The organism is Streptomyces sp. NPDC101227 (assembly GCF_044767545.1).
Classification (GTDB): domain Bacteria; phylum Actinomycetota; class Actinomycetes; order Streptomycetales; family Streptomycetaceae; genus Streptomyces.
On sequence record NZ_JBIWOD010000010.1, the window covers coordinates 1 to 23,949 of the forward strand.

Consider the following 23,949-nt stretch of genomic DNA (forward strand, 5'->3'; position numbering starts at 1 on the left):
CGCAATGGGGGTCCCCCGCGCCCTTAAGGCGTGGGGGAGGTTCTCTGCGGGTGTGCCGACAACGCCGCGTGGGGTGCCCCCAGCGTTAGCTGGGGGAGTGCCGTGCCTGGGGGCACCTCCCAGCGTTAGCTGGGGGAGCGTCGCGAGCCAGGCGGGAGTTTGCGGACACGGCCTAAGGGCGGGGTCCGATGACCTCGCCCGCGTCGTCGTGCACGCTGATGGCCATGGCCGGACAGCAGTCCGCGGCGTCCAGCGCCCGCTCGTCCGCCCCGATCTCCTCGTTCACCGGCCGCGAGGAGCTCTCACCCAGGACGAACAGCTCCGGCGCGATGTTCGCGCACATCCCCGACGCCATGCACTGGCGGGAATCGACCGCCACTTTCCACGTCATCGGCGCTCACCACCCCACCGGCAGGACCCGCGGCCCACGCACCAGCATCTGGCTCTTCCACTCCACGTCCCCGGCGACATGCAGACCGGGGAAGCGGCCGATCAGCGCGCCGATCGCCTCCTGGAGTTCGAGCCTGGCGAGCGGCGCGCCCAGGCAGTGATGCACACCGTGCCCGAATCCCAGGTGCTGATTGCCGCCCCGGGAGATGTCCAGCTTCCCCGGCTCGCCGAAGCGCAGCGCATCGCGGTTCGCGGCACCCACGGCGACCAGCACCGGGTCTCCGGCCCGTACGAGCGTGCCGCCGACATCGATGTCTTCCTTGGCGTAGCGCGGCTGCCCGGCGCCGCTGCCCAGCGGCACGAAGCGCAGCAGCTCCTCCACGGCGCCGCCGATCAGCTCCGGCTTCGCGCGCAGCAGGGCCAGCTGTTCCGGGTGATCCAGCAGCGCGAGCACGAAGTTGGGGATCTGGGTGGCGGTCGTCTCGTGGCCCGCGACGAGGATCCCCACGCACAGGTCGACGAGTTCCAGCTCGGACAGCCGGTCGCCGACGTCCCGGGCGTCGATCAGCGCCGTCATCAGGTCATCGCGCGGCTCCCGGCGGTGGCCCTCGATCAACTGGCCCATGTAGGCGCGGAGTTCCTCGAGATTGGCGTCGAACTCCGCCGCCGTCAGCGAGCTGGTGGACAGCGCGGCGTCGCTCCACACCCGAAAGCGCGGCCGGTCCTCGGTCGGCACGCCGAGCAGCCGGCAGATCACCGCGACGGGAATCGGCAGGGCGTACCGGTCGACGAGATCGGCCGGCGGGCCGGCCGCCTCCAGCTCGTCCAGCAGCTCGCTCGTCAGCTCCTTGACCTGAGGCCGCAGCTTCTCGACCTGACGGACCGTGAAGGCCTTGGCGACCAGCGAGCGCAGCCGGGTGTGATCGGGCGGGTCCATGCCCAGGATGCCGCTGCTGCGGCGGCCCTCGGACTGCCGGGGCTCGTCGTGCGTCTCGCCCTCGGCCCGGCTGAAGCGGAGGTCGCCCAGGACGAGCCGGGCATCGGCGTGCCGCGTGACGAGCCATGCCGGCTCCCCGTAGGCCATCCGCACGCGGAGCAGTCCGGGGCGGCTGCGCGCCCGCTCGTACTCCTCGGCGAGGTCGAGGCTCTCGGGCGTATTGAAGGGGTAGGACAGTGGTGCTGTGTCGGCCATGGTCATGGAGACCTCCCTCATGTAAGCACCTGCTTACACAAGGTAGGCCGCTCCCTCCGGAGCGGTCAACGACGCAATATGGCCGTCATGGTGACGCGCCGACGAGAGGAGCGTGGCAATGGAGCAGACCCCGCAGAACACCGCCGGGCGCACCGGCACCGACACCGCCGGCGCGGCGCCCGAACGCCGCCGGGACGCGCAGGGCACCCGGCGGCGGCTGCTCGACGCCGCGTCGCAGCTGTTCGCCGAGCGCGGCTACGAACGCTCGACCGTACGCGATATCGCCGCCCGCGCCGGCGTCAACCAAGCCCTTCTCTTCCGCTACTTCGGCACGAAGAAAGCCCTGTTCGGCGAGGTCATGGCGCGCGGCGGCCAGGAGCAGCTGCGGGCCACCCCGCCGGACCGGCTCTTCGAGACGGCGCTGCGCGGCATGCTCGCCGACGACGGCGCCGCCAAGGACCGCTCGCTGGAGGTCTGTCTGCGCTCCATCGGCGGCAGCGACGAGATCGCCGAGGCGCTACGCGGGCTGGGCGAGGAGTACGCGGACGTGCTGGCGACCCTCTCCCGCGCCGAGAACGGCGATCTGCGGGCCGATCTGGCGCTCTCCTGGCTGCTCGGAATTGGCTTGATGCGAGTGGTTGTCGGAAAAGAACCGCTGGCGAGCGCCGACCCGGACGCGATATGCGCCCTCGCCGGCAGCGCCCTGAACATCCTGCTGGAGGGACCGCCGGAGGGCCGGGAGTAGCCGCGCCCCCGACCCTGCGCGTCCGTCGCGCGTACCGGCCACCTCGGCGACCGATCCGTTGGTGCGGCCCCACACCGTCGCTCCGCAGATATGCCGTGCACGACGTACAACCCGACCGCAGGGTCCATCAGTTGGGGCTCGGCGCCCGGCCGTCCATCTCCTCATGGATGCGGCGCAGGTCGGCGGTGAGCGTGTCCAGCCAGATGACGCAGTCGACGAGCAGCGCCGCGGAAAGGGCGGGCGGGCCGTCGCCTTCCGCGCCGCCTCCCTCCGGGCCGTCGCCGGCCGTCGGTGCGGGGGCGACGGCCACCAGCCCGCGGAGGTCGAGCGGTGCCGCGTCCGCGACCGCGGCGGCGGAGTCCCCCGTACGCAGCCGCTCGGCGAGGGTGCGGTAGCCGTCCGCCGTCTGCCCGGCCGCATGCCGCAGCCAGGCGCCGACCGCCCGGTCGGTGATCCGTCCGGGCCGTCCGGGCAGCAGCCGCTCGCCGCGCCGGGCGTGCGCTCCGGCGGCCAGCACCGCCGGCCAGTCCATCTGCCGGGAGGTCTTCTCCCGGGGTTCGCTCTGATACTGGGCCAGGCTCTCCTCGGCCAGGATCAGGGCGCGATGGGTGGCAAGGACGCCGGCGCCGAGATCGTTGCCGGCCGGTTCGCCGGCGGTCCGCTCCACGACCCGTGCCGTGGTCCGGCCGACGGCATCGGCGACGGCCGCGCACACCCCCGCCATGCTCCGCCGCAGCTCGCTGCCCGCTCCCCGCGGCCAGGCCAGCAGCCCGCAAGCCAGGCCGATCAGGCTGCCGGTGAGCACATCCGCGAAGCGGGTCGGCGCCAATTGCCATGTCACGGGCGCCACCTGCGCGAACAGCGTCGCGACGACCAGCGTGAAGCCGCCCTGGGCCCAGGCCGGGCCGCGCATCGGCCCCACGGTGAACGCCGAGAACATCACGACCGGCAGCACGACCGCGTACACCGTGTCGCGGTCCTGGACGAGCGCCAGCAGCCCCCCGGCCGCCACCGCCCCCACCAGCGTGCCCAGCAGCGCCCGCCGGACCACCGAGCGGGTCTCCAGAGTGGTCGTGCGGGTGAGCGTCAGCGTCGCGAGCAGGACCCAGAAGCCGTGTGACAGATCGAGCACCCCGGCGATCGCCCGCGCCGCCGCCAGGCCCAGCGCGAACCGGCAGGCGTTCTGGAAGATCACCGAGCGCGGGGTGAAGTGCGTGGACAGCCGCCGCCACCACAGCTGCGGGCCGCGCGCCCGCGCATACGTGAAGGCGTGCCCGGCACGGTCCTCGGGGACCGTGCGGTCCCCGCCCACCAGCCGGGTCGCGAGCACCAGCACCACCGCGGAGTCCGCCGCCTGCACCGCCAGCGCCCGGCGGCGCAGCGAGACCAGCCGCTCATCGGCGCCGAGCCGCGCCAGCGCGGCCACCGCGCGGTGCGCGCGCGCCGGGCCCAGCTCGTCCTGCAGCGCCGCCGCCGAGGGACCCGGCCGCCCACCGCGCAGCGCGTGCGCCGCCTGCCGTACCGCATCGCCGATCGCTTGCAGCAACGCCACCGTCTCCGCCCGGTACGAGCCGCACGTCCCGGCCTCGCCGTGCAGCGCCGCCAGCTGGGCCAGCAGCGCACGGATCGCCTCGGCGGCGTGCGCCATGGCCTTGTGCGCAAGGGTGGGGGAGGCGGGCAGATCGGCGGGCGGCACGCGGGACGGACGCAGCCGGTCCCCGGCCGCCCGCGCCCGCGCGAGCGCATCTTGGGGAGCGGGCCCGCCATGGTGGTCCGCCAGCTCCGCGGCCGCATCGGCGGCGTCGGCCAGCAGCGCGCGGAACGGCGGCGTCGCGGGCTCCGGCAGGATGAGGGCCTGGGCCGCGGCCAGCAGCACCGTCCCCAGCAAGAACCCGTAAACCCGCTGGTCCAGAGTGTCCGGCGCATACGGCGGGAAGCACGGCAGGATGTACAGCAGCTGCATCCCCGGCGCCGCCCCGGCGATCCGCGGCCCCGCGATCCCGGCGTAGGCGACCATGAAGCCGATGACGAGCATGCCGAGGACCGCCGCCCAGGTGCGCACCGCGAGCAGCGTGCCCAGCGTGACGAGCGCCGATCCCGCGGGGATCGCCATCAGCGTGGTGGCGGCGCGCTGCCGCCCCGACCCCGGGATCCCGGCGAGCGCGCCGAGCGCCACCACCGAGAAGGCGGCGTACAGCGACATCACGAGCGCGTCGAGGCCGTAACGGCAGAGGTAGAAGGCGGCACACGCGGCCACCGTCACCCGCGCCGCATTGCCCACCACGGCCCGGTGTTCCCGCAGACCAGGTCCGCCGCGCTCCACCCCTCCACTATTGGCCGCCCGGTGCCGGGCCGCACCGCGGGGCCGCACCGGGGGCGGCCCGCCGGGCTCCGCCGCGCACTGCCGGGCGCTGCCGGGTTTGGCGGACCCGCCCCCGCCTACGTACAGTTCCGCCGAAGCGTGAACAGGCACTTTGCAACGAACAACACACAATCCCAGGAAAGCGGCGCAGCGGCGATGACGGTGACCGAGGAAGGCCGGGCCGTGGGCCCGGCCATCGACGTGGAGCGGATGGCGATCTGCCTGAGCGTGCTCGAGGAGCTCGACGCACTGCCGCTCGACCACCCGGACGCGATCACCATACGGCGCGCCACCGCCGGGATCTTCCGCAAGGTCAAGCAGCGCCGCCGCCAGGAACGCCGGGCCGCCAAGACCGCCAACGACCTCGCGGTCACCGCGGCCACCGCCACCGGGGCGCCCGACCGCATCGACGACGAGACCCAGGGCCTGGCCCTGACCAGCTCCGTGACGACCGAGATAGCCGGGATCCTCGAGCGGCCCCGGTCCTGCTACGTCTGCAAGAGCCGCTACGTCGAGGTCGACGCCTTCTACCACCAGCTGTGCCCCACCTGCGCCGTCGAGAACCGGGCGCGCCGCGATGCCCGTACGGACCTCACCGGCCGGCGCGCACTGCTCACCGGCGGCCGCGCCAAGATCGGCATGTACATCGCGCTCCGCCTGCTGCGCGACGGCGCGCACACCACCATCACCACCCGCTTCCCCAACGACGCGATCCGGCGCTTCACGGCCATGCCGGACAGCGCGGAGTGGCTGCACCGGCTGAAGATCGTCGGCATCGATCTGCGCGACCCGGCCCAGGTGATCGCCCTCGCCGACTCGGTGAGCGCCGAAGGCCCCCTCGACATCCTGATCAACAACGCCGCGCAGACCGTGCGCCGTTCGCCCGAGGCCTACGTCCAGCTGGTCACCGCCGAATCCGCCCCGCTGCCCGCCGGTGAGCTGCCCGCCTCCCTCGTGCTCGGCCACTTCGGCAGCGGCGCCCCCGCCGCGCTCCCCGCGGTCTCGGGCGAGAACGGCGGGATGACCGCCGAGCGCCTCACCGCGCTCGCCCTCACCAGCGGCTCCGCCTCGCCCGCCCGGATCGAGGCGGGCACCGCCATCGACGCGGGCGGCCTGGTACCCGATCTGCACGCCACCAACAGCTGGATCCAGAAGGTGGACGAGGTCGACCCGGTCGAGCTCCTCGAAGTCCAGCTGTGCAATATGACCGCGCCGTTCCTGCTGGTGAGCAAGTTGCGCCCGGCGATGGCGGCCGCGCCGGCCCGCCGCAAGTACGTCGTGAACGTCTCCGCCATGGAGGGCCAGTTTAGCCGCGGCTACAAGGGCGCCGGCCACCCGCACACCAATATGGCCAAGGCGGCCCTGAACATGCTCACCCGCACCAGCGCCCGCGAAATGCTGGAGACCGACGGCATCTTGATGACCGCCGTGGACACCGGCTGGATCACGGACGAGCGCCCGCACCCCGACAAGATGCGCCTCGCCGACGAGGGCTTCCACGCCCCCCTCGACCTGGTCGACGGCGCGGCCCGCGTCTACGACCCGATCGTCCGCGGCGAACTCGGCGAGGACCTGTACGGCTGCTTCCTCAAGGACTACACCCCCGCGGCCTGGTGACACCGCGGCGGCCGGCCCGACATACCGGCCGGCCGCCGCGGCCTTCCCCGTCGAACCCGCCGCCGCAGCTTGGGTGACGGCCCACAGCACGAGACGTGACGGCCCACAGCACGAGACCGAGGCAGCTGAACGCCGCACCCAGTGCGCATACGGCGCCCCAGCCGGCCGCCGTGTAGAGGGAGGTCGCGGCGATGGCGCCGGTGGCGCTGCCGATCGAGTAGAAGACCATGTATCCGCCGATCAGCCGGCTGCCCGCGTCCGGGTGCAGCGCGTAGATCAGGGTCTGGTTGGTGACATGGACCGCCTGCACGGCGAGGTCGAGAAGGATCACCCCGGCGAACAGGGCCCAGAGCGAGCTGCGGGTGAAGGCCAAGGGCAGCCACGAGGCGGCGAGCAGGGCCAGGGCTATGCCGGTGGTCCGCCGGGAGAGTCCGCGGTCGTTCAGGCGGCCCGCCACGGTCGCGGCCAGGGCGCCGGCGACACCGATCAGCCCCAGTGCCCCGATCGCGCTGTGGGGCAGGAAGTACGGGGCCTCGCTGAGCGGCAGTGCGACGCTGCTCCACAGGGTGCTGAAGGCGGCGAAGACCAGCAGACCGAACAGGGCCCGGAGCCGCAGCACCCGTTCCCGCGCGAAGAGCGTGATCGTGGAACGCAGGAGCTGTCCGTAGCGCAGGGTGTTCGGCGCAGCGGCACCGTGGCGCGGCAGCACCCGGTACAGGACCAGGGCGAGCAGAGCGGTGAGCGACGCCGAGGCGAGGTAGACGGAGCGCCAGCCCGCGAGGTCGGCCAGGACGCCGGATGCGGTGCGGGCGAGCAGGATTCCGCTGACCACGCCGCTGGTGACCAGGCCGACGACCCGTCCGCGCCCGGCGGGCGGGGCCAGTGACGCCGCGAAGGCCACCAGCGTCTGCGTGACGACCGCGAGAAGCCCCGTCGCGGCCATACCCGCGAGCAGGGCCGCCGCCGTGCGGGCGACGGCCACCACGGTCAGCGCCGCCACCAGGAGCAGCAACTGGGCCACGACGAGCCGTCTGCGGTCGGCCACGTCGCCCAGCGGCACGAGGAAGAAGAGCCCCAGCCCGTAGCCGACATGAGTGAGGGTGACCACGCTGCCGACGAGTGCCGGGCTCATGGCGAGGTCGTGGCCCATGGTCACCAGGAGCGGCTGGGAGAAGTAGACGTTGGCCACCGCGGCCCCGCAGGCGACGGCGAACAGTATGACGACGCGACGGGACAGGACGAACCCCTCGGGACCTTCCCCGCTCCGGGCCGCGGTCCGTCGCGTCGCGGCCGCACAGTTGCCGGACATCAGCACCCCCACATTCTGGTTTCAACTTGCTACCGTTGGCGACGGTAACTTCCTTGGTAGCATGTTGCAACCACATGAGAGCGAGGGACGCCATGGTGACCAGGACGCGCTTCGACGACAGTGAATGCCCCGTCGCCCGGTCGGTGGACGCGATCGGCGACTGGTGGTCCCTGCTGATCGTGCGGGACGCCTTCGACGGAAGCCGGCGCTTCGGGGAGTTCCAGCGCAGCCTCGGCGTCGCCAAGAACATCCTCACCGCGCGTCTGCGCACCCTGGTCGCCGGCGGCGTCCTCGAATCCGTCCCCGCCTCGGACGGCAGCGCCTACCGCGAGTACCTACTGACTCCGAAGGGCGAGGCGCTCTTCCCCGTCATTGTGGCGCTGCGGCAGTGGGGCGAACAGAACTTCTTCGCCCCCGGCGAACCGCACTCGGAGCTGGTCGACCGCCGAGGGGGGCATCGGCTGCGCGCACTGGAAGTGCTCTCCGAGGACGGGCGACGCCTGAACCCCGACGACACCACCGTCCACAAGGTTTCCGCCCGGTGATCCGATCCGGAGCCCCGTGCCGGTACGCCGCTCCGCCGGGCCGGTGCCCGACCGCCCGCGGTGCGGGGGCCGGGCACCGTTGCCGCTCGTTATCCGTGCATCCGTGCCGTTCCTGCTCGGCTCGGCGCCACTAACTCCGCGGAACGTCCTTGACGAAGACGATCCCGTCGATTCCGGTCAGGTGGGCCGGGTCGAGCGGGGCGTAGCCGAACCAGGGGGATACGCGGGGCGCGGGCCGGGTGTCGGCGAGGGCGGTGGCCAGCCGCGGGGCGTCGATGACGCAGCGGTCCTCCGGGAGCGCGTACAGGAGTCCTTCGACGGTGTCCGGCGGCGGGGTGTCCACTCCCTGGTGCCGGAGCGTGCCGAGGGCCGTGGCCACGAAGGCGTACTCCTCGCCGAGTTGGGCGTTGACGAGAGCGCCGGCGCTCCACCACTCCACCGGTCCCTGCCACATCTGCATCGAGCTCTTCTCCCGCTGGAGATGGGAGTTCTGGGCGTTGACGAGTGCCGGGCCCCGTTCGGCGAGTGCGAGGAGGTTGTGGGCCATCATCAGGTCCCGCAGCGCGCACAGCCGTGTCATGCGCGCCGGTGAGGTGTCGGCCATCCAGTAGTGGTAGCGCAGCAGACCGGTGGCGGTGCGCCCGTACAGACACGCCCGGTCGAAGTCGTCCCGCGAGCTCACCGCGTTCAGATGCGGAGTCTGCAGGTCGAGCAGCGCCACCAGATCGTCGGCGAGCAGCCGCAGCCGACCGGCCTCGGCCGACCGCCCCACGGACTGGGCCGGTTCCATCATCGCAGCCGGGTTCGTCCACCGGTCATCGCTACCGATCAGGCCGTCGAGTGCCTCCGCGGTGCAGGGCAGCAGATCCGCGTCCACCCGGGCCGCGAGGTAGCCGTGGAGTGCGGTGAGGGTCTGCCGGGGGCTCGCGGCGGCGCTGATCTCCAACGGGCCGTCGAACCCGGCGAAGCGGACCCGCTCGGACTCGGGCCGGTCTTCGTTGTGGGCGCGCATCCAGCGCACGAGTTCACGGTTGCCGGTGAAGGCGCCCCAGCCGTGGCTGAATCCATGCTCCATGACCTCGTCGAGGGTGCCCGTGCCCGAGGTGACGTAGTCGTCCACGACCAGGCCCGTCATGCAGTCGCTCTCGATCGCGATCGTCCGGTAGCCCTCCTCCTCGACGAGCTGCCGGAAGAGCTCGTTGCGCAGTTCGAGCAGGGTGTCCTCGCCGTGGGTGGGCTCGCCCAGGGCGAGCAGCCGCGGCCTGGCCGGGAGCAGACTCATGACGGCGGTCGCCTCGACGGCATGGGTGGTGGCTTTGATGTCAGCAGCACTTGACTTCATGCCTTCAACGGTATCGTTGAACCCTCGGTGGAAACTTTTTCGCGATATCGGCAGGACCATGGGACGAAACCTTCAAAACGGCGAGCGCCTCAGGCCGGTTGACCTGGCGCGCGGGCACGGTCTGTCCACGCAGGCGGTCAGGAACTACGAGGAGGCCGGCATCCTTCCGGCCGCCGGTCGCACGGCCCACGGCTACCGCACCTATACGCCGCTGCACGCGGGGGCCCTGCGCGCGTTCCTCGCCCTGGTGCCCGGCCACGGCCACCAGACGGCGACGTCGATCATGCGGGCGGTGAACGACGGCGCGGACGACGAGGCGTTGCGCCTCATCGACGAGAGCCACGCCCAGCTCCTCGACGACCGCCGGACCCTCCAGGCGGTGGAGCGCGCCCTTGGCGACCTGGGGCCCACCACGGCGTCCGAGCCCGGTGCGGGGCCCGAACCGGCCGCGTTGTCCGGGCCCGGCGGCACGTTCATCGGGCCGCTGGCGGGGAAGCTCGGAATCCGGCCCGCGACGCTGCGCAAATGGGAGTGCGCCGGGCTGGTGCGCCCGCGCCGCGACCCGCTGACCGGGTACCGCGTCTACGACGAGGCCGACGTACGGGACGCCCGGCTGGCCCACCAGCTCAGGCGGGGCGGCTACCTGCTGGACCAGATCGCCCCGCTGATCGCCCAGGTGCGGGCGGCCGGCGGGCCGGCGCCGCTGGAGGCCGCACTGGGCGACTGGCGCGGCCGGCTGTCCGCCCGCGGGCGGGCGATGCTGACCGGGGCCGCCGAGCTGGAGGCGTACCTCCGCGAGCGGACGAACGGAACGGCGGCGGGCAACGCCCCTCCGCCGCAGGTCAGTTGACCTGCGGCGGACGGTCGCCGGCCGCTATCGTCCGGCGGTATGCACCGCACCGAGCCGTTCATCGACGATGCCACCGACCATCGCGCCTGTTGGTTCTGCCCCTCCCTGCGCCTGCCCCCGGGCGGCTTCGATGTGCTGGAGGGGCCCAGCCTTGACTATCCGTTCGATGCCGCGGACGGTTTCCGCTATCACCGGGTGACGCGGGTACCGGCGTGCGTGCATCCCGAGCGGATCGGCCTGGAGCCGGGCAAATACCGCTCCGAGGGCCGGATGCCGGAGCTGCCCGAGACCGGCGGGGCGGCGGCGCCGGCCGTCGCCCCGCCGCCGCCCCGCGAGCCCGATGCGGCACCCGTGCGGGCATTGCTCGAGCGACGGGCGAGGCGGACGAAGCGAGCGCCCCGTCATGAACCGGCGCCCTTCGAGGGCCCGCTGCCGCCGGGCGTCCCGGACCGGATCGACGACCTCGCCCCCTGGATCCACTCCCTGCTGGCCGACGCCCGGCCCGACCGCCTCGCCGAGACCCTGGCCGGCGCCGAAGCGGCCGCCCGTGAACGCTTCCCGGACGAGGCCGTGCTCGGCGTGCTGCGCAGGGTGCTGGCCGGGGGCTGAAGGCGCGGGGCGCGGCCGGGAGACGGAGCGGGCACGGAAGGACGTCGGAAGCATCGATCAGGCAGTGGCCAGGTGACTTTGACGGCGGGTCACGAGGCGGAGACGAAGCCGCGGCGCGGTGGTTGAACGCCGACGCGGCCGGCTCCGTATTACTCCCCATCACTCATCCTCTGAGGAGGGGCACATGTCCGAGCCCATCACCCCGCCGCTGACCGCCCTGCCCGACGGAGAAGCCGAACTCCGTGTGGTGCTCCGGCTGCAATGGGAGGACGTCGCCGCGCTCGGCCAGGAGGCCGGCCGGCTCGCCGTGCAGATGAAGAGGCCGGTGACGCTCGACGAAGCCGCCAGTCACCGGTTGCGCGGCCGTCCGTCCGCGGCCCATGCCAAGCCCGTGGCGCAAGGGCGGGAGCGGCTGCCGCAGCCTGCCGTCGCGCCGGCGTCCGTGTCGCCGCTGCCCGCCCGTTCCCCGGGGGAACAGGCCCGGCAGGCGATCGAGAAGATCACCGGGGGCGGCCAGGGGACCGCCTGACCCCGTCGGGCTCCCCCCACCCGTGCGCGGGGAGCCCGACGGCGTGGTCCGGGCCGGGCTCGCGTCTCAGGACTGTGGCCGCTTCCCGTGGTTGGCCGCGTGCTTACGGCGGGACTTCTTCTTGCGGCGTCGCTTCGAGGACATACCGGCTCCTTTCTCGATGATGACGCTTTGGGCTTCTTTCTACCATTCCGCGCCATTGGTGCCGCGGCAGCCTTGGCCCGGCCATGTCCCCGCGGCCGCACCTTCGCCCACCGGCCGCACTCCCGCCCGCCGGCCGCGCTCACGCCTCCGCCGGTGGCCGCCGCAGCACGTACAGGCCGACGCACACCACCAGCACGATCACGCAGCCGGCGAACGTCAGGCCCGCGCCGCGCAGGCCCAGCGCCAGGGTCAGCGCCCCGACGCCGACGACCGGCAGCGAGATGCCCAGGTAGGCGACGAGGAAGAAGGCCGAGATGGTGCCGCCCCGGCGCTCGGGCGGCGCCGCGGCGCTGACGGCGGCCAGACCTGCGCGGAAGGCGAGGCCCTGCCCGGTGCCGCCGCACAGCGCGCCGATGACCAGGACCGGCAGCGACTGCACCGCCAGTGACGTACCGACCAGCACCAGCCCCACCGCCAGCACCAGACAGCCGCCCGGCAGCGCCCGCCGCACACCCAGCCGGCCCGCCAGCAACTGGCCGAGCGTGGACCCCAGGAACACCGTGCAGACGATCACCCCCGCCACGGCCAGGTTGTGCATCCGCAGCGTCTGCCCGACGAAGCTGGGCGCGACGGCGGTGAACAGACCCAGCAGCGAGAACCCGGCGAACGCCGCGACCGCGGACGGCGTGAACACCCCGTGGACCTCCGGCGGCAGCCGCAGCGCCGTCGGCCGCAGCCGCGTGGGCCGCCGGGGATCGCGCACGGTCTCCGGCAGGAGCCAGGTGACCACCGCCGCCAGGGCCACCAGCAGCAGATGCACCAGGAACGGCAGCGCCAGCGGCCAGGGCGTGTACTGGGCGAGGACGCCCGCGAGCAGCGGACCGCAGCCCAGACCACCCATGTTCGCGGCCGTCGCGGCGAACCCCGCCCGCCCTTCCCGGCCCGGCTTCGCCAGCTCCAGCACGGCGGCGGTGGCCGCGCCGCTCAGCAGCCCCGCGGCGAATCCGGAGAGCACCCGCCCGGCGAACAGCGCCGGCAGCCCGCCCTCGAAGAGGAAGCACAGCGCGCTGGCCGCGGACAGCCCCAGCGCACACAGCAGCACCGGGCGCCGGCCGACCTCGTCGGAGACGTTGCCCGCCAGCAGCAGCACGGTGATCACCCCGATCGCGTACGCGGCGAAGACCACCGTGACCATCAGTTCGGAGAACCCGAGCTCCTGGCGGTAGAGCCCGTACAGGGGGGTGGGCAGCGTCGTGCCGGCCATGCCGATGGCGAACACGCCCGCGGCCGCGGCGTACCCCGGACGCCGCGTCTGCTTGCGACCTGTGTGAAGGGACATGGCGACAACGGTAGGAGCAGGCCGTACAGACCTGCGGCTCCTGCGCGCCTATCTTGTGGCGTCATGGACCGCATTCCGCGCGAGACTCCCGACGAGGCGAACCCCCTCGGCCACCTCACCCTCGACCGGCTCCGGCGGCGCACGAGCATGAAGTGGCTCCGGTATCCGCCCGACGTCCTGCCGCTGTGGGTGGCCGAGATGGACGTCAACCCGCCCCGGCCCGTGGTGCAGGCGGTCGCGGACGCGATGGCGCTCGGCGACACCGGCTATGCGTACGGGACGGCCTACGCCGAGGCGCTGGCGGAGTTCGCGCGTACCCGATGGGGCTGGGACGGGCTCGACGTGGCGCGGACGGCGCTGGTGCCCGATGTGATGCTCGGCGTCGTCGAGATGCTGAAGCTGGTCACCGGCCCCGGGGACCCGGTCATCGTCAACTGCCCCGTCTACCCGCCCTTCTACCAGTTCGTCGGGAACATGGGCCGGCGCGTCGTCGAGGCGCCGCTGGGCCAGGACCTGCGGATCGACCTCGGCGCGCTGGAGGACGCGTTCCGGCGCGCCGTCGCGGGCGGGCGGCGGGCCGCGTATCTGCTGTGCAGCCCGCACAACCCGACCGGAACCCTGCACACCGCCGAGGAACTGACCGCCGTCGCCGCACTCGCCGACACCCATGGCGTACGGGTCGTGGCCGACGAGATCCATGCCCCGCTGGTGGCCTCCGGAGCCTCCTTCGTGCCGTATCTGAGCGTGCCCGGCGGGGAGCGGGGCCTGTCCCTGCTGTCGGCATCCAAGGCCTGGAACCTGGCCGGACTCAAGGCCGCCGTCGCCGTGGCCGGCCCCGCGGCCGCCCAGGACCTCGCGAGCCTGCCCGAAGAGGTCGGCCACGGCCCCAGCCACATCGGGGTCATCGCCCACACCGCCGCCCTGCGCGACGGCACCGCCTGGCTCGACGCCCTGCTGTCCGGCCTCGACCGCAACCGCCGTCTCCTCGCCGGCCTGCTGGCCGAGCACCTGCCCGCCGTCCGCTACCGGCCGGGCGAGGCCACCTTCCTCGCCTGGCTCGACTGCCGCGCCCTCGGCCTCGGCGACGACCCCGCCGCCGTCTTCCTGGAACGCGGCAGGGTGGCCCTCAGCTCCGGTACGGCCTTCGGGACCGGGGGAGAGGGGCACGCCCGCTTCAACCTGGCGACCTCACCGGAGGTGATCACGGAGGCCGTACGGCGCATGGCGGCGGCGGCCACCGGCTGACGCGGCGTCACTGCGTCACTTCGCCGACCCCCGGCACGGTCGGCCCCACCTGCCTGCGCTCGGCTAGCCGTCCCAGCAGCCGGGTGCGGTGCTCCTCGTCCGCGGCCAGCGCGAGCGCCGTCCACGCCATGGCGAGGCCGCCGTCGAGCACCGCGCGGTCCGCGCCCGCCGTGACGCCGTAGCGGGTGAAATCGGGGTTGTGCATGATGGCACCCGCGCAGTCGTAGCCGATCATCGGGTGGATGGCCGGCAGGACATGGGAGACATTGCCCATGTCGGTGGAGCCGCCGCGAAAGGCCGGATCGCGCGGCGCGACGGTGCGGCCGAGGGCGGTCGCGGCGACGCCGTACAGGCGGCTCATCTCGAGGTCCTGGCGCAGGTCCGCATAGTCGTTGCCCACGGTCTCCAGGGCGAGTTCGGCGCCGGTGGCGAGGGCGCCCGCCTCGAAACAGGCGCGGATGCGGGCCTGCAACTCCTGCAATTCCTCGACGGTTTCGGCCCGGCAGTCATAGGCGGCGGTGGTCCGGCCCGGGATGACATTGGACGCCTCACCGCCCGAGGTGACGATCCCGTGGACGACGCCTCCGGGCACCATCTGCTGCCGGTACGCGCTGATCGCGACCTGGGCGATCATCATCGCGTCGGCCGCATTGACGCCGCGGTACGGCAGCGCGGCCGCATGCGCCTCCCGGCCGGTGTACGTCACCCGCCAGCTGCTGATCGCCAGGGAGTTCATCCCCATCGCGTCGGACGGCGCGGCGTGCACCATCATGGCCGCCGCCACATCGTCGAAGGCGCCGCCGCGCAGCATGTCGGCCTTCCCGCCGCCGAACTCCTCGGCCGGTGTGCCCAGCAGCTTCACCGTGACGCCGATGTCGTCGGCGACGGCGGCGAGCGCGAGCGCGGCGGTCACCGAGGCGGCCCCGTTGACGTTGTGTCCGCAGGCGTGCCCGATGTCCGGCAGGGCGTCGTACTCCGCACAGATCCCGATCACCAGATCGCCCGACCCCGCGGTGGCCGAGAACGCCGTCGGCAGGCCGCTCACCCCGCGCTCGACCCGGAAGCCCGCGCCTTCGACCAGATCGGAGATCTTCTTCGCCGACCGGTGCTCCTCATAGGCGAGTTCGGGCTCGGCGTGCAGGCTGTGGCTGAGCGCGATGACCTCGTCCTGGCGCCCCGTGACGGTCGCCCGGCAGCGTTCCCGAAGGTCGGCCACCGTGGGGCCCACACCGAAGGACGTGCCCCTCGCGCCCCTCGTGCCCCTCGCGTCCATCTCGCTCATCACCATGCGTATCTCCTTCGTCGGTGTCGGTCGGCCGGGGTCAGCGGGACCCGGGCCCGTCAGGGGTGTGGCCGGGGCGCCGGTACAGCAGCGCGATGAGCGCCCCGGCCAGCGACACGGCCGCGCAGATCGCCCACGAGTGGGTGTAGGCGGTGACGGCCGGCAGCGGCCGGCCCGCGGCGGTCTGTGCGGCGAAGACGGACAGCACCACGGCCGCGCCGAGCGAGCCGCCGACATTGATCAGGAGCTCGTTGATGCCGGAGCCCACGGAGGTCTGGTGCCGCGGCACCGCCTCGACGGCGAGGGTCCGGGTGGCGTGCTGCAGCAGCCCGCTGCCCAGCCCGACGACCGCGGTGAAGACGAGATACGGCGGCAGCGTGCGGTGCCAGGCAAAGGTCGCCAGATTACCGGCGGCCATCAGCAGCGAGCCGGTGACCAGCGTCAGCCGGTCGGAGATCCGCCCGGCGACGGACGGCGCGATCAGCGCGCCGAGCACCAGGGCCAGCATGTTGGGCAGCAGGGCGAACGCCGTCATCAGCGGGGAGAGGCCGAGCCCGTAACCGGCCTCGGCGCGCGAGGTACTGAGGAAGACGGGACTGGCGACCAGCAGCCCGAGCATGCAGGAGCTGAAGGTGAGCGTCACCAGCGCGACCACGACGACACTGCGCCTTCGGAAGAGCCGTACGTCCATCACCGGATCGGCCGTGCGCAGCTCCACCAGCACCCATACGCCCGTGACCACCAGTCCGCCGACGAGGCTGCCCAGGGTCTTGGGTGAGGTCCAGGCCCAGCCGGGGGCGCCGCCCTGCCCGAGCCCGAGCATGATCGCCACCAGGCCGGTGCACAGCAGCGCCGCGCCGGCCCAGTCGGCCCTGCCGCCGGGACGCGCCTCGCTCTCCGGCAGCAGCGGCCAGGTCACCACCATCGCGATGGTCACGGCCAGCGCCGGCACCCACAGGGCGGCGGTCGGCCGGGCCACGTACTGGGCGATCAGCCCGCTGCACACCGTGCCGAGCGCGAGCCCGGTGACCAAAGAGGCGACCATGAAGCTGATGCCCCGGCGGTTCTCCGCCGCGGTCCGGCGGTTGCGCACAATGCCGACCAGCAGGGGGAAGAAACCCGCGAAGGCGCCCTGGAGCACCGACCCCGCAAGGAGCAGCCCGAAGGACCGGCTCACGCCCACCAGCACCGAACCCAGCAGCACGATGCCCAGGTTCCAGCGCAGCACCCGACGGTGGCCGTGCAGATCGCCGAGCCGGGACAGGACGGGCGTGAACGCGACGCTGGCCAGCAGATTGGCGACGCTGATCCAGTTCAGCTCGGCGACGGTGACATGCAGGGTCGCGGTGAGCCCCTTGAGCAGCGGGCCCAGGAAGCCCTGGGTGACGCCGCTCGCGAGCTCGACCAGGACCAGGCTGATGAGCACGGCCGCCGCCGGCGTCGCACGACGCCCGCCTCCGGCGGAAGGGCCGGATCCGGCGGAAGGGGTGAGCTCAAGGGCTCCGGTCTCGGTCATGGAGGGCGCCGCACCTGTTCTGTGAGGGCACACGGGGGGTGCCGTGCCGGGGGAGGCCGCCACGGGCACTGAAACGGTGCGATGGCGGAAACTGCTGCTCAATGTGGCGGGGGCGGCGTACTCTCGGCAATATCCGACCGCAATATCGAGGGAAACACGCATCCTAGGGATGATCATTGGCGGATTCAGGCATGGAAAGCGGTGCGCCGGAGGTTTTGGACCGACTGGATCACGCCATCGTCCGGGTGCTCACCCGCGAGCCCCGAGCCGCCTTCGCGGACGTGGGGGAGCGCCTGGGCGTCCACGAACGGACCGTCGCCCGCCGGCTCGACCGCCTGGTCGGGGCCGGACTGGTGCGTTTCACCGCGTTCCTCGTACCCGAATTCCTCGGCGAGGGACTCGTCGTGGAACTGGGCGTCCGCTGCGCCCCGGGCCGCCTGCACGACACCGCCGTCGCCCTCGCCCACCGGCCGGACACCCGCGCCGTCGACGTCGCCTCGGGCTCCTCCGAGGTCGTCGCCGAGGTCATCGTCCCGGGACCCGACCACCTCCTGACCACCGTGGACGGCTCCATCGCCCGCATCCCGGGCGTCACCGACATCCACACCTCGGCCGTGCTGCGCCTGCTGCTGACCGCCAACGACTGGGACCCGTACGGCGACGAACCCACCCCCGCGCGCCGCCGCATCGCCGAGGGCGGCGAGCTGCCCCCGCCCCTGGTCGTCGACGAACTGGACCGGCGCCTGGTGGCCCTCCTGGAGCGCGACGCCCGCGCCCCCATCACCCGTCTCGCCCGCGAGCTCTGCGTGGGCGAAACCACGGCCCGCCGCCGGCTGACCCGCCTGATGGAGTCCCATGTCCTCCACCTCCGCATGCACGCCGAACCCGAGGTACTGGGCTTCCCGGTCGAGGCCCGCTTCCGCCTCAGCCTGGAACACCGCGCCCTCGACGCCGCCGTACGCCACCTCGCCCGCGAAAGCGACGTACGCCATCTGCTGATCACCACCGGCCGCGCCAACGTCCTGGGCTACTCCAGCCACCGCTCCGCCCAGGACCTGCACTCCTTCACCGCCCGCGTCTTCGCCGAACTGGAGGGACTCACGGGCGCCGGGACGGAGCTGCTGCTGCGCACGTACAAGCGGGCCGGGGTCGTCACGGCGGCGGCGGGCGCCGGGCCCGGCGGCGGGTAACGGCCGGGGCGGGGCGCCGGGCCGCCGGTGCCGACGCGCCGGCTCACTCCCCCCGCGTGCCCGAGGGCGCGGGCAGACGCTCCTGCTCCCTGGACGCCAGCCGGGCGTAGGCACGGACATCGGCGTCCGGGTCGTCCGCGACCGTGGCCAGCGCGCGCCGGGCGTCCGGATGCGCGGTGTGGCGGCCCAGGGCCAGCACCGCGGCCTTGCGTACGTCCGCATGGCCGTCGGCGAGGGCCAACCGCAGTGCGGGGACGGCCGGTCCGTGCGCGGCGGCGGTCAGGGCCCGGGCGGCTCCGGCGCGGACCTGCCAGGCCTCGTCGTCGAGGGCGGCGACGGCGAGGGCGTCGTACGGCGGCGGGCACCCGGTGGTGGCCAGCGCCGCGAGCGCCGCGGCCCGTACGAGGAGGTCCGCGTCGCGCAGCGGCGCCGCGAGGTGCTCCGGGGTGCCGACGGCGCCCAGCCCGTGCGCGGCGGCGACCCGGACCTCGCGGGAGGGGTCCGTGGCGGCGCGCCGGAGGTCGTCGGCGGCGTCGACGGAGACCAGGGCGCGGACGGCCTGGATGCGGACGTCCACCGCGGGGTCGGCGAGGGCGGTGGCGAACAGCGGGCGGTCGCCCAGGCCCAGTACGTACAGGACGTTCAGGGCCGACGACCGCACGAGGGGGTCGGCGCCGCGCACGGCGGCCGCGCCCAGCGGTTCGCGCAGCTCGTCCTCCGGCGGCAGGACCTCGACCAGTTCGCGCAACGAGGCGCCGGCGGCGGCCCGTACGGCCGGGTCGGCGTCGGCGAGCAGGGCGGCGAGGGCCCGGCCGGTGCCGGGCGGGACGCTTTCGGTGAGCGCCTCGACGGCGGCGCGGCGGACGGCCGGGTCGGGGTCGGCGAGGTAGGGGCGCAGGGCGGGCAGGTCCGGCTGGTCCTCGGCGAGGGCGAGGAGTTCGAGGATGCGGGGGGAGGGCGCGCCCGAAGGCCCCGGTCCGGCCGCGACGTCGCCGGCGGCACCCGCGGCCGTGGCGGCCGCCGCCGCGCCCACCGGCGGTGTGTCGCGCGGGCCCGCCGTCGCCACCTGCTCCGGATGCACCTCCCCGAGGAAGCGGGACGCGCCGCCGGAGGGCGCGTACTCGTCCACCGGCACGAGGTACGGCGCCACCGGCCGGGCCGTGAACTCCATCGCCCCGGTGGGGGACTTGCGCAGGTCGAGGTGGTGCAGCCACCCGTCGTCGTCGCGTTCCGGGTGATCGGTGCGCTCGTGGTAGAGCCCCCAGCGGGACTCCGTCCGGGCCAGCGACGACCGGGCCGCCATCTCGGCGCAGTCGCGGATGAAGGTGACCTCGGCGCAGCGCATCAGTTCGTGCGGGGTGCGGGCGCCCATGGCGGCGATGTCGGCGCGCATCCGGTCGAAGTGCTCGACGGCCAGTGACAGGCGGGCGCCGCTCTTGGGCGGGGCGACATAGTCGTTGACGAAGCGGCGGAGCTTGTACTCGACCTGGGGCTGCGGCGGACCGTCGGGGTTGCGCAGCGGCCGGTAGATCAGGTCATGGGCGGCACGGAGCTGGCCGACGGGCAACTCGCCCTCGTACGCGGCATGTCGGGCGGCGTCCGCGCCCGCCAGGTCGCCGAAGACGAACGCGCCGATCATGTAGTTGTGGGGGACACAGGCCAGGTCCCCGGCCGCGTACAGGCGCGGCACGGTGGTGCGCGCATGGTCGTCGACGCGCACGCCCGACGCCGAATGCCCGCCGCACAGCCCGATCTCCGAGATGTGCATCTCGATGTCGTGGGTGCGGTAGTCGTGGCCGCGCCCGGAGTGGAAGGTGCCCCGGGTGGGGCGTTCGGTGGTGTGCAGGATCGTCTCCAGCGCGGAGACCGACTCCTCGGGGAGATGGCTGAGCTTCAGGTAGACCGGTCCGCGTTCGGAGGCCACCTCGGCCGCGAACTCCGCCATCATCTGCCCCGACCAGTAGTCGGACTCCACGAACCGCTCGCCGTGCCGGTTGACCTGGTAGCCGCCGAAGGGGTTGGCGACATACGCGCAGGCCGGGCCGTTGTAGTCCTTGATCAGCGGGTTGATCTGGAAGCACTCGATGCCGGTCAGTTCGGCGCCCGCGTGGTAGGCCATGGCGTAGCCGTCGCCCGCGTTGGTGGGGTTCTCGTAGGTGCCGTAGAGATAGCCGGAGGCGGGCAGTCCGAGCCGGCCGCAGGCGCCGGTCGCGAGGACCACCGCGCCCGCGCGGACCGCGACGAAGGCGCCCGTGCGGGTGTGGAAGCCCACCGCCCCGATCGCCCGGCCGTCCTCCCCGGTCAGCACCCGCACCGGCATCACGCGGTTCTCGATACGGATCCGCTCGCGCATCTCGCGGCGGCGCAGCTGCCGGTAGAGCACCTTCTTGACGTCCTTGCCCTCCGGCATCGGCAGCACGTACGAGCCGGAACGGTGCACCTGGCGGACCGCGTACTCGCCGTGCTCGTCCTTCTCGAACTTCACACCGTACGACTCCAGCCGCCGCACCATCGCGAAGCCGCGGGTCGCGGTCTGCCGGACGGTGGACTGGTCGACGATGCCGTCGTTGGCGCGGGTGATCTCGGCGACGTAGTCATCGGGTTCGGCGCGGCCCGGGATGACGGCGTTGTTGACACCGTCCATGCCCATGGCGAGCGCGCCGGAGTGGCGGACGTGCGCCTTCTCCAGGAGGAGCACGTCCGCGCCGCGTTCGGCCGCGGTGAGTGCTGCCATGGTGCCGGCGGTGCCGCCGCCGATGACCAGGACGTCGCAGGAGAGTTCCTCTGGGGCGTCGGGGGCGGGGATCTCCATGGAGGTGCCTCTCATCGCGGCGAGTAGGGCATGCCGACGCGGTGGCGGATGCGTTCGGCGGGCTTGCGCCGGACCATACCGACGCGTTCCGGCCCGTGGTGTTGCCGCAGTATTGCGCCACTGCCCGCCCCGCCGGTTACGGCCGTGACCTGCGATTTTTGCGCCGCGGCGGGAAGATGGGCCACCACCGGAGGCGGGCCGCCCCGCCCGCTCAGGGGCTCCGATCGGAGTCGCCGCCGCCGGTGCCCGCCGTCACCGGAGCAACGCCTCCCAATTCGCGACAACTTCGCACCGCCGCTGGCCAAAACCCGCCCGGTACGCAACGCCGACGCCCCTCGCGCCCTCCTCCCGCATGCACCTGTACTCACTTCTTCTCTGGAGGTAAATCTTGCGACGGTTGGGAACAGCGGCCACCGCACTCGCGCTGGCGGCCGCCGGCCTGGCGGCGACGGCCGGGTCCGCGAACGCGGCGTCCGGACCGGTGGGCAAGGCCGCGTCGGCCAAGGCCTGCTCGACCGCCTGGGGCAGCGGCGCCAAGTCGGCCACGGACGCCTACGGCAAGCCGCTGAAGAACATCACGACCAGCCGCAGCGCGTGCTACGACCGCATGGTCTTCGACATCGGCGGGGCCGGCGGGAAGGTCGGCTACCACGTCGGGTACGTCAACGAGTTCCACCAGGACGGCTCCGGCGAGCGGATACCGGTCAAGGGCGGCGCCATCCTGGAGATCTTCGTGTCCGCGCCCAGCTTCGACTCGGCGACCGGCAAGCAGACCTATGCCGGCAAGGCCGGGAAGTCGCTGCCGGGCGTGAACCTCACCGGATACAAGACGTTCAAGGACACCAAGTTCGGGGCGAGCTTCGAGGGACAGACCCAGGTCGGTCTGGGGACCCGCGCCAAGCTGCCGTTCCGCGTGTCCCAGTCCGGTCATGAGCTGATCGTGGACGTCGCGCACTCCTGGTGATCCACCGCCACGCGCGGGGCCGCCCGGCCGCACCCGAGGAACGGCCGGGCGGTCCCGCCCGGGTGGCCGAAGTGTGACGTAGCAAATATTCCGGGAGGGTCCGCCTGCAACCGGCGGGTGGGGCAATTAGTCCTACCCGGTATGAAACGACTACCGAACCTCCGTATGCGGCGGTCCCGCACCGGCCGCAGAGCGGGCGCCGCGCTCGCCCTCACGGCGTTGACCGTGCCCCTGACGGTGGCCTTCAGCACCACCGCCTCGGCCACCGCCGCGTCCTCGTGCTACGCGGTCCGCGGCCCGTATCAGAAGCAGGCCGAGAAGTTCCTCGGGCTTCGGGTGGACGGCCGGCAATCGGCCTCCGACTGCCGGGCGATCCGGGCCTTCCAGACGAGCCATGGCATCACGCCGAACATCGGTTACGCGGGCCCCGTCACCTGGGGCGTGATGCGCGTCGTCGCCCAGCAGCAGGCGGCCGGGCACCAGCCGAACCGGGCCCACAAGTGCCCCACCGACCGAGGGCGAATAGCCTGCGTCGACCTGACCCGCCAGATCAGCTGGGTCCAGGACGGATCGAAGCTGGTGTACGGCCCCGTACCGGTCCGCACCGGCCGCAACGGCTACGAGACCCGCACCGGCGCAAAGCGGATCTACTGGCGCCATCTGCACCATGTGTCGACGCTCTACCACGTGGCCATGCCCTACAGCCAGTTCTTCGACGGCGGTCAGGCCTTCCACTCCATCAGCGGCAGCGTCTGGTCGGCCCCCGGCTCGCACGGCTGCGTCAACATGCGCGGCAAGGACGCCAAGAAGTACTGGTCCCTGCTCAAGAACGGTGATGACGTCTACGTCTACGGCCGCAAGCCCGGCACCTGAGCGGCAGCGGAGGACAGGGGCAACGCAGCGCCCGGTGGCTGGAGGTCACCGGGCGCTCGGCATCGTCAGACATCCTGCCGTGGGCCGCGGGAGGCGGCGGGCAGCGCACAGGCCGCCGTACCTCCCGGCATCCGGTGACGGTTGACCGCGATGAGCCGGTACCCGACGTGGGCGGCCCAGCGTACGGGCGGGAGGGTGAGCAACGCCCCCACGACCGGCCACCCGCCGCGCGCGCTCAGCAGCAGCTTGGCGACGGCCTGGGCGCCGCCGTGCACGGAGCCCGTCGGCGTCACCCACAGCACTTCGTGCTCGGCCCGCCGCTGACTGACGCCGAGCTCCTCCAGATCGGCGAACTGCCAGGGCGTTGCCTCGCAGCACGGGTGCAGGCGCCGCTCGGCGAACCGCACCGCGGACGTGCAGAAAGCGCAGTCTCCGTCATAGACGAGTACGGCCTGCTTTCTCATGCGCGCGTCCCTCTCCCTCGTCCTGTGCCGGCCAACGGCCTGCGCAACGTTACCGCGCAGGCTCGTGGACCCGATCAGCGGGCGAGCAGGTTGTACAGCGCCATCGGCGTCACATAACCGGGCCAGCGGTGGTCGGCGAAGAGGTGCACACCGGCGTCCTGGTAGCACTGGTCGACGAGTTGGGAGCAGATCATGTGGCGGGTGCTGGCGACGTAGCGGCGCAGTCCCGGAACGGGCAGATGGAAGCGGTGCGCGGCGATCGCGAAGTAGTCGAGGAAGCTGTACGGCACCCCGGTGTACGAGACGGCCGCTTCGCAGATGGCCGTGCGCTGCCGCTCGGTGAGCCCCGGAGGGCAGACGTAGAGGACGTTGGCGCCGCCGTAGCGGCCGAGGGCGCCGATGCGGGCCCCGCCCGGCTCGGCCTCCAGCAGCCGGTCGTCGGGCAGGACCAGGAAGGCGTGTTCGTAGTCGGCGAAGCCGTCTTTGTTGATCCACTGTCCGAAGCGGATCAACTGGCCCGTGACGCCGGATATTTGGGTGAGCCCGATGTCGCCGGGCAGGGGGTGGGTGTGCCTCATGAGCAGCTCCCAGGGCGCAAGGCGGATTACGAGGGTGATACCCGGTGTCCGG

The 23,949-nt window shown here is 73.0% G+C and carries 22 protein-coding genes; 10 read left to right on the forward strand and 12 right to left on the reverse strand.

Annotated elements, in window-relative coordinates; genetic code table 11:
- Positions 1-172: 172 nt before the first annotated feature.
- Together ACIRPT_RS23330 and ACIRPT_RS23335 are read right to left on the reverse strand one after the other, a co-directional pair.
- Positions 173-391 (reverse strand): ferredoxin, encoded by a 219-nt coding sequence (locus tag ACIRPT_RS23330; RefSeq protein WP_403508941.1) that lies wholly within the window; start codon positions 389-391, stop codon positions 173-175.
- A 6-nt stretch (positions 392-397) separates the two neighbouring features.
- Positions 398-1,588, reverse strand: coding sequence for a cytochrome P450 (locus tag ACIRPT_RS23335; protein WP_403830044.1), 1,191 nt, complete (start codon positions 1,586-1,588; stop codon positions 398-400).
- 112 nt (positions 1,589-1,700) lie between these two features.
- Here ACIRPT_RS23335 and ACIRPT_RS23340 point away from each other — a divergent pair, with 112 nt between their 5' ends.
- Positions 1,701-2,327, forward strand: coding sequence for a TetR/AcrR family transcriptional regulator (locus ACIRPT_RS23340; protein ID WP_403830046.1), 627 nt, complete (start codon positions 1,701-1,703; stop codon positions 2,325-2,327).
- A gap of 127 nt (positions 2,328-2,454) precedes the next feature.
- Here the strand turns inward: ACIRPT_RS23340 and ACIRPT_RS23345 are convergent, their stop codons facing one another.
- Positions 2,455-4,650, reverse strand: coding sequence for an FUSC family protein (locus ACIRPT_RS23345; protein ID WP_403830049.1), 2,196 nt, complete (start codon positions 4,648-4,650; stop codon positions 2,455-2,457).
- Between the two features lie 195 nt (positions 4,651-4,845).
- Here ACIRPT_RS23345 and ACIRPT_RS23350 point away from each other — a divergent pair, with 195 nt between their 5' ends.
- On the forward strand, positions 4,846-6,306 hold the full coding sequence (locus tag ACIRPT_RS23350) for an SDR family NAD(P)-dependent oxidoreductase (RefSeq protein ID WP_403830051.1): 1,461 nt from the start codon (positions 4,846-4,848) through the stop codon (positions 6,304-6,306).
- Here ACIRPT_RS23350 and ACIRPT_RS23355 read toward each other — a convergent pair.
- A complete protein-coding gene (locus ACIRPT_RS23355) occupies positions 6,278-7,615 on the reverse strand; it encodes an MFS transporter (RefSeq protein ID WP_403830598.1) in 1,338 nt (445 codons plus the stop codon). The genes ACIRPT_RS23350 and ACIRPT_RS23355 overlap by 29 nt on opposite strands.
- Before the next feature lie 92 nt (positions 7,616-7,707).
- Between ACIRPT_RS23355 and ACIRPT_RS23360 the strand changes: the two genes are divergently transcribed.
- On the forward strand, positions 7,708-8,160 hold the full coding sequence (locus tag ACIRPT_RS23360) for a winged helix-turn-helix transcriptional regulator (protein ID WP_403830600.1): 453 nt from the start codon (positions 7,708-7,710) through the stop codon (positions 8,158-8,160).
- Between the two features lie 130 nt (positions 8,161-8,290).
- Here ACIRPT_RS23360 and ACIRPT_RS23365 read toward each other — a convergent pair whose 3' ends face one another.
- Entirely contained in the window at positions 8,291-9,502 is a 1,212-nt protein-coding gene (locus tag ACIRPT_RS23365; protein WP_403830053.1) for an erythromycin esterase family protein, read from the reverse strand.
- Between the two features lie 58 nt (positions 9,503-9,560).
- On the opposite strand from ACIRPT_RS23365, the gene ACIRPT_RS23370 reads away from it, so the two are divergent.
- The 3 genes from ACIRPT_RS23370 to ACIRPT_RS23380 all read left to right on the forward strand — a co-directional run bounded on the left by ACIRPT_RS23370 (position 9,561) and on the right by ACIRPT_RS23380 (position 11,490).
- Positions 9,561-10,352 carry a TioE family transcriptional regulator gene (locus ACIRPT_RS23370; RefSeq protein ID WP_403830055.1) on the forward strand — a complete coding sequence of 264 codons (792 nt, stop codon included), beginning with the start codon at positions 9,561-9,563 and terminating at the stop codon, positions 10,350-10,352.
- A gap of 39 nt (positions 10,353-10,391) precedes the next feature.
- On the forward strand, positions 10,392-10,961 hold the full coding sequence (locus ACIRPT_RS23375) for a hypothetical protein (protein ID WP_403830057.1): 570 nt from the start codon (positions 10,392-10,394) through the stop codon (positions 10,959-10,961).
- 184 nt (positions 10,962-11,145) lie between these two features.
- Positions 11,146-11,490 (forward strand): hypothetical protein, encoded by a 345-nt coding sequence (locus ACIRPT_RS23380; protein WP_403830059.1) that lies wholly within the window; start codon positions 11,146-11,148, stop codon positions 11,488-11,490.
- A gap of 66 nt (positions 11,491-11,556) precedes the next feature.
- Here ACIRPT_RS23380 and ACIRPT_RS23385 read toward each other — a convergent pair whose 3' ends face one another.
- Together ACIRPT_RS23385 and ACIRPT_RS23390 are read right to left on the reverse strand one after the other, a co-directional pair.
- On the reverse strand, positions 11,557-11,634 hold the full coding sequence (locus tag ACIRPT_RS23385; protein WP_373287922.1) for a 50S ribosomal protein bL37: 78 nt from the start codon (positions 11,632-11,634) through the stop codon (positions 11,557-11,559).
- A 139-nt stretch (positions 11,635-11,773) separates the two neighbouring features.
- On the reverse strand, positions 11,774-12,973 hold the full coding sequence (locus tag ACIRPT_RS23390; RefSeq protein WP_403830061.1) for an MFS transporter: 1,200 nt from the start codon (positions 12,971-12,973) through the stop codon (positions 11,774-11,776).
- A gap of 63 nt (positions 12,974-13,036) precedes the next feature.
- Between ACIRPT_RS23390 and ACIRPT_RS23395 the strand changes: the two genes are divergently transcribed.
- On the forward strand, positions 13,037-14,218 hold the full coding sequence (locus ACIRPT_RS23395; protein ID WP_403830063.1) for a MalY/PatB family protein: 1,182 nt from the start codon (positions 13,037-13,039) through the stop codon (positions 14,216-14,218).
- A 7-nt stretch (positions 14,219-14,225) separates the two neighbouring features.
- On the opposite strand, the gene ACIRPT_RS23400 is transcribed toward ACIRPT_RS23395, so the two are convergent.
- Positions 14,226-15,506 (reverse strand): amidohydrolase, encoded by a 1,281-nt coding sequence (locus tag ACIRPT_RS23400; protein ID WP_403830065.1) that lies wholly within the window; start codon positions 15,504-15,506, stop codon positions 14,226-14,228.
- Between the two features lie 34 nt (positions 15,507-15,540).
- Positions 15,541-17,016 (reverse strand): MFS transporter, encoded by a 1,476-nt coding sequence (locus tag ACIRPT_RS23405; RefSeq protein WP_403830067.1) that lies wholly within the window; start codon positions 17,014-17,016, stop codon positions 15,541-15,543.
- 215 nt (positions 17,017-17,231) lie between these two features.
- Here ACIRPT_RS23405 and ACIRPT_RS23410 point away from each other — a divergent pair, with 215 nt between their 5' ends.
- Entirely contained in the window at positions 17,232-18,206 is a 975-nt protein-coding gene (locus tag ACIRPT_RS23410; protein ID WP_403830069.1) for an Lrp/AsnC family transcriptional regulator, read from the forward strand.
- A 43-nt stretch (positions 18,207-18,249) separates the two neighbouring features.
- Here ACIRPT_RS23410 and ACIRPT_RS23415 read toward each other — a convergent pair whose 3' ends face one another.
- Positions 18,250-21,018 carry a fumarate reductase/succinate dehydrogenase flavoprotein subunit gene (locus ACIRPT_RS23415; RefSeq protein WP_403830603.1) on the reverse strand — a complete coding sequence of 923 codons (2,769 nt, stop codon included), beginning with the start codon at positions 21,016-21,018 and terminating at the stop codon, positions 18,250-18,252.
- Positions 21,019-21,406: 388 nt separating this feature from the next.
- On the opposite strand from ACIRPT_RS23415, the gene ACIRPT_RS23420 reads away from it, so the two are divergent.
- Positions 21,407-21,982 carry a hypothetical protein gene (locus ACIRPT_RS23420; RefSeq protein WP_403830072.1) on the forward strand — a complete coding sequence of 192 codons (576 nt, stop codon included), beginning with the start codon at positions 21,407-21,409 and terminating at the stop codon, positions 21,980-21,982.
- A gap of 165 nt (positions 21,983-22,147) precedes the next feature.
- The gene (locus ACIRPT_RS23425) at positions 22,148-22,855 is read left to right on the forward strand and encodes a L,D-transpeptidase family protein (RefSeq protein WP_403830074.1); all 708 of its coding nucleotides are present in this window, start codon (positions 22,148-22,150) and stop codon (positions 22,853-22,855) included.
- A 65-nt stretch (positions 22,856-22,920) separates the two neighbouring features.
- On the opposite strand, the gene ACIRPT_RS23430 is transcribed toward ACIRPT_RS23425, so the two are convergent.
- Entirely contained in the window at positions 22,921-23,319 is a 399-nt protein-coding gene (locus ACIRPT_RS23430; RefSeq protein WP_403830077.1) for a thiol-disulfide oxidoreductase DCC family protein, read from the reverse strand.
- A 74-nt stretch (positions 23,320-23,393) separates the two neighbouring features.
- A complete protein-coding gene (locus ACIRPT_RS23435; RefSeq protein ID WP_403830079.1) occupies positions 23,394-23,897 on the reverse strand; it encodes a hypothetical protein in 504 nt (167 codons plus the stop codon).
- Positions 23,898-23,949: the final 52 nt, after the last annotated feature.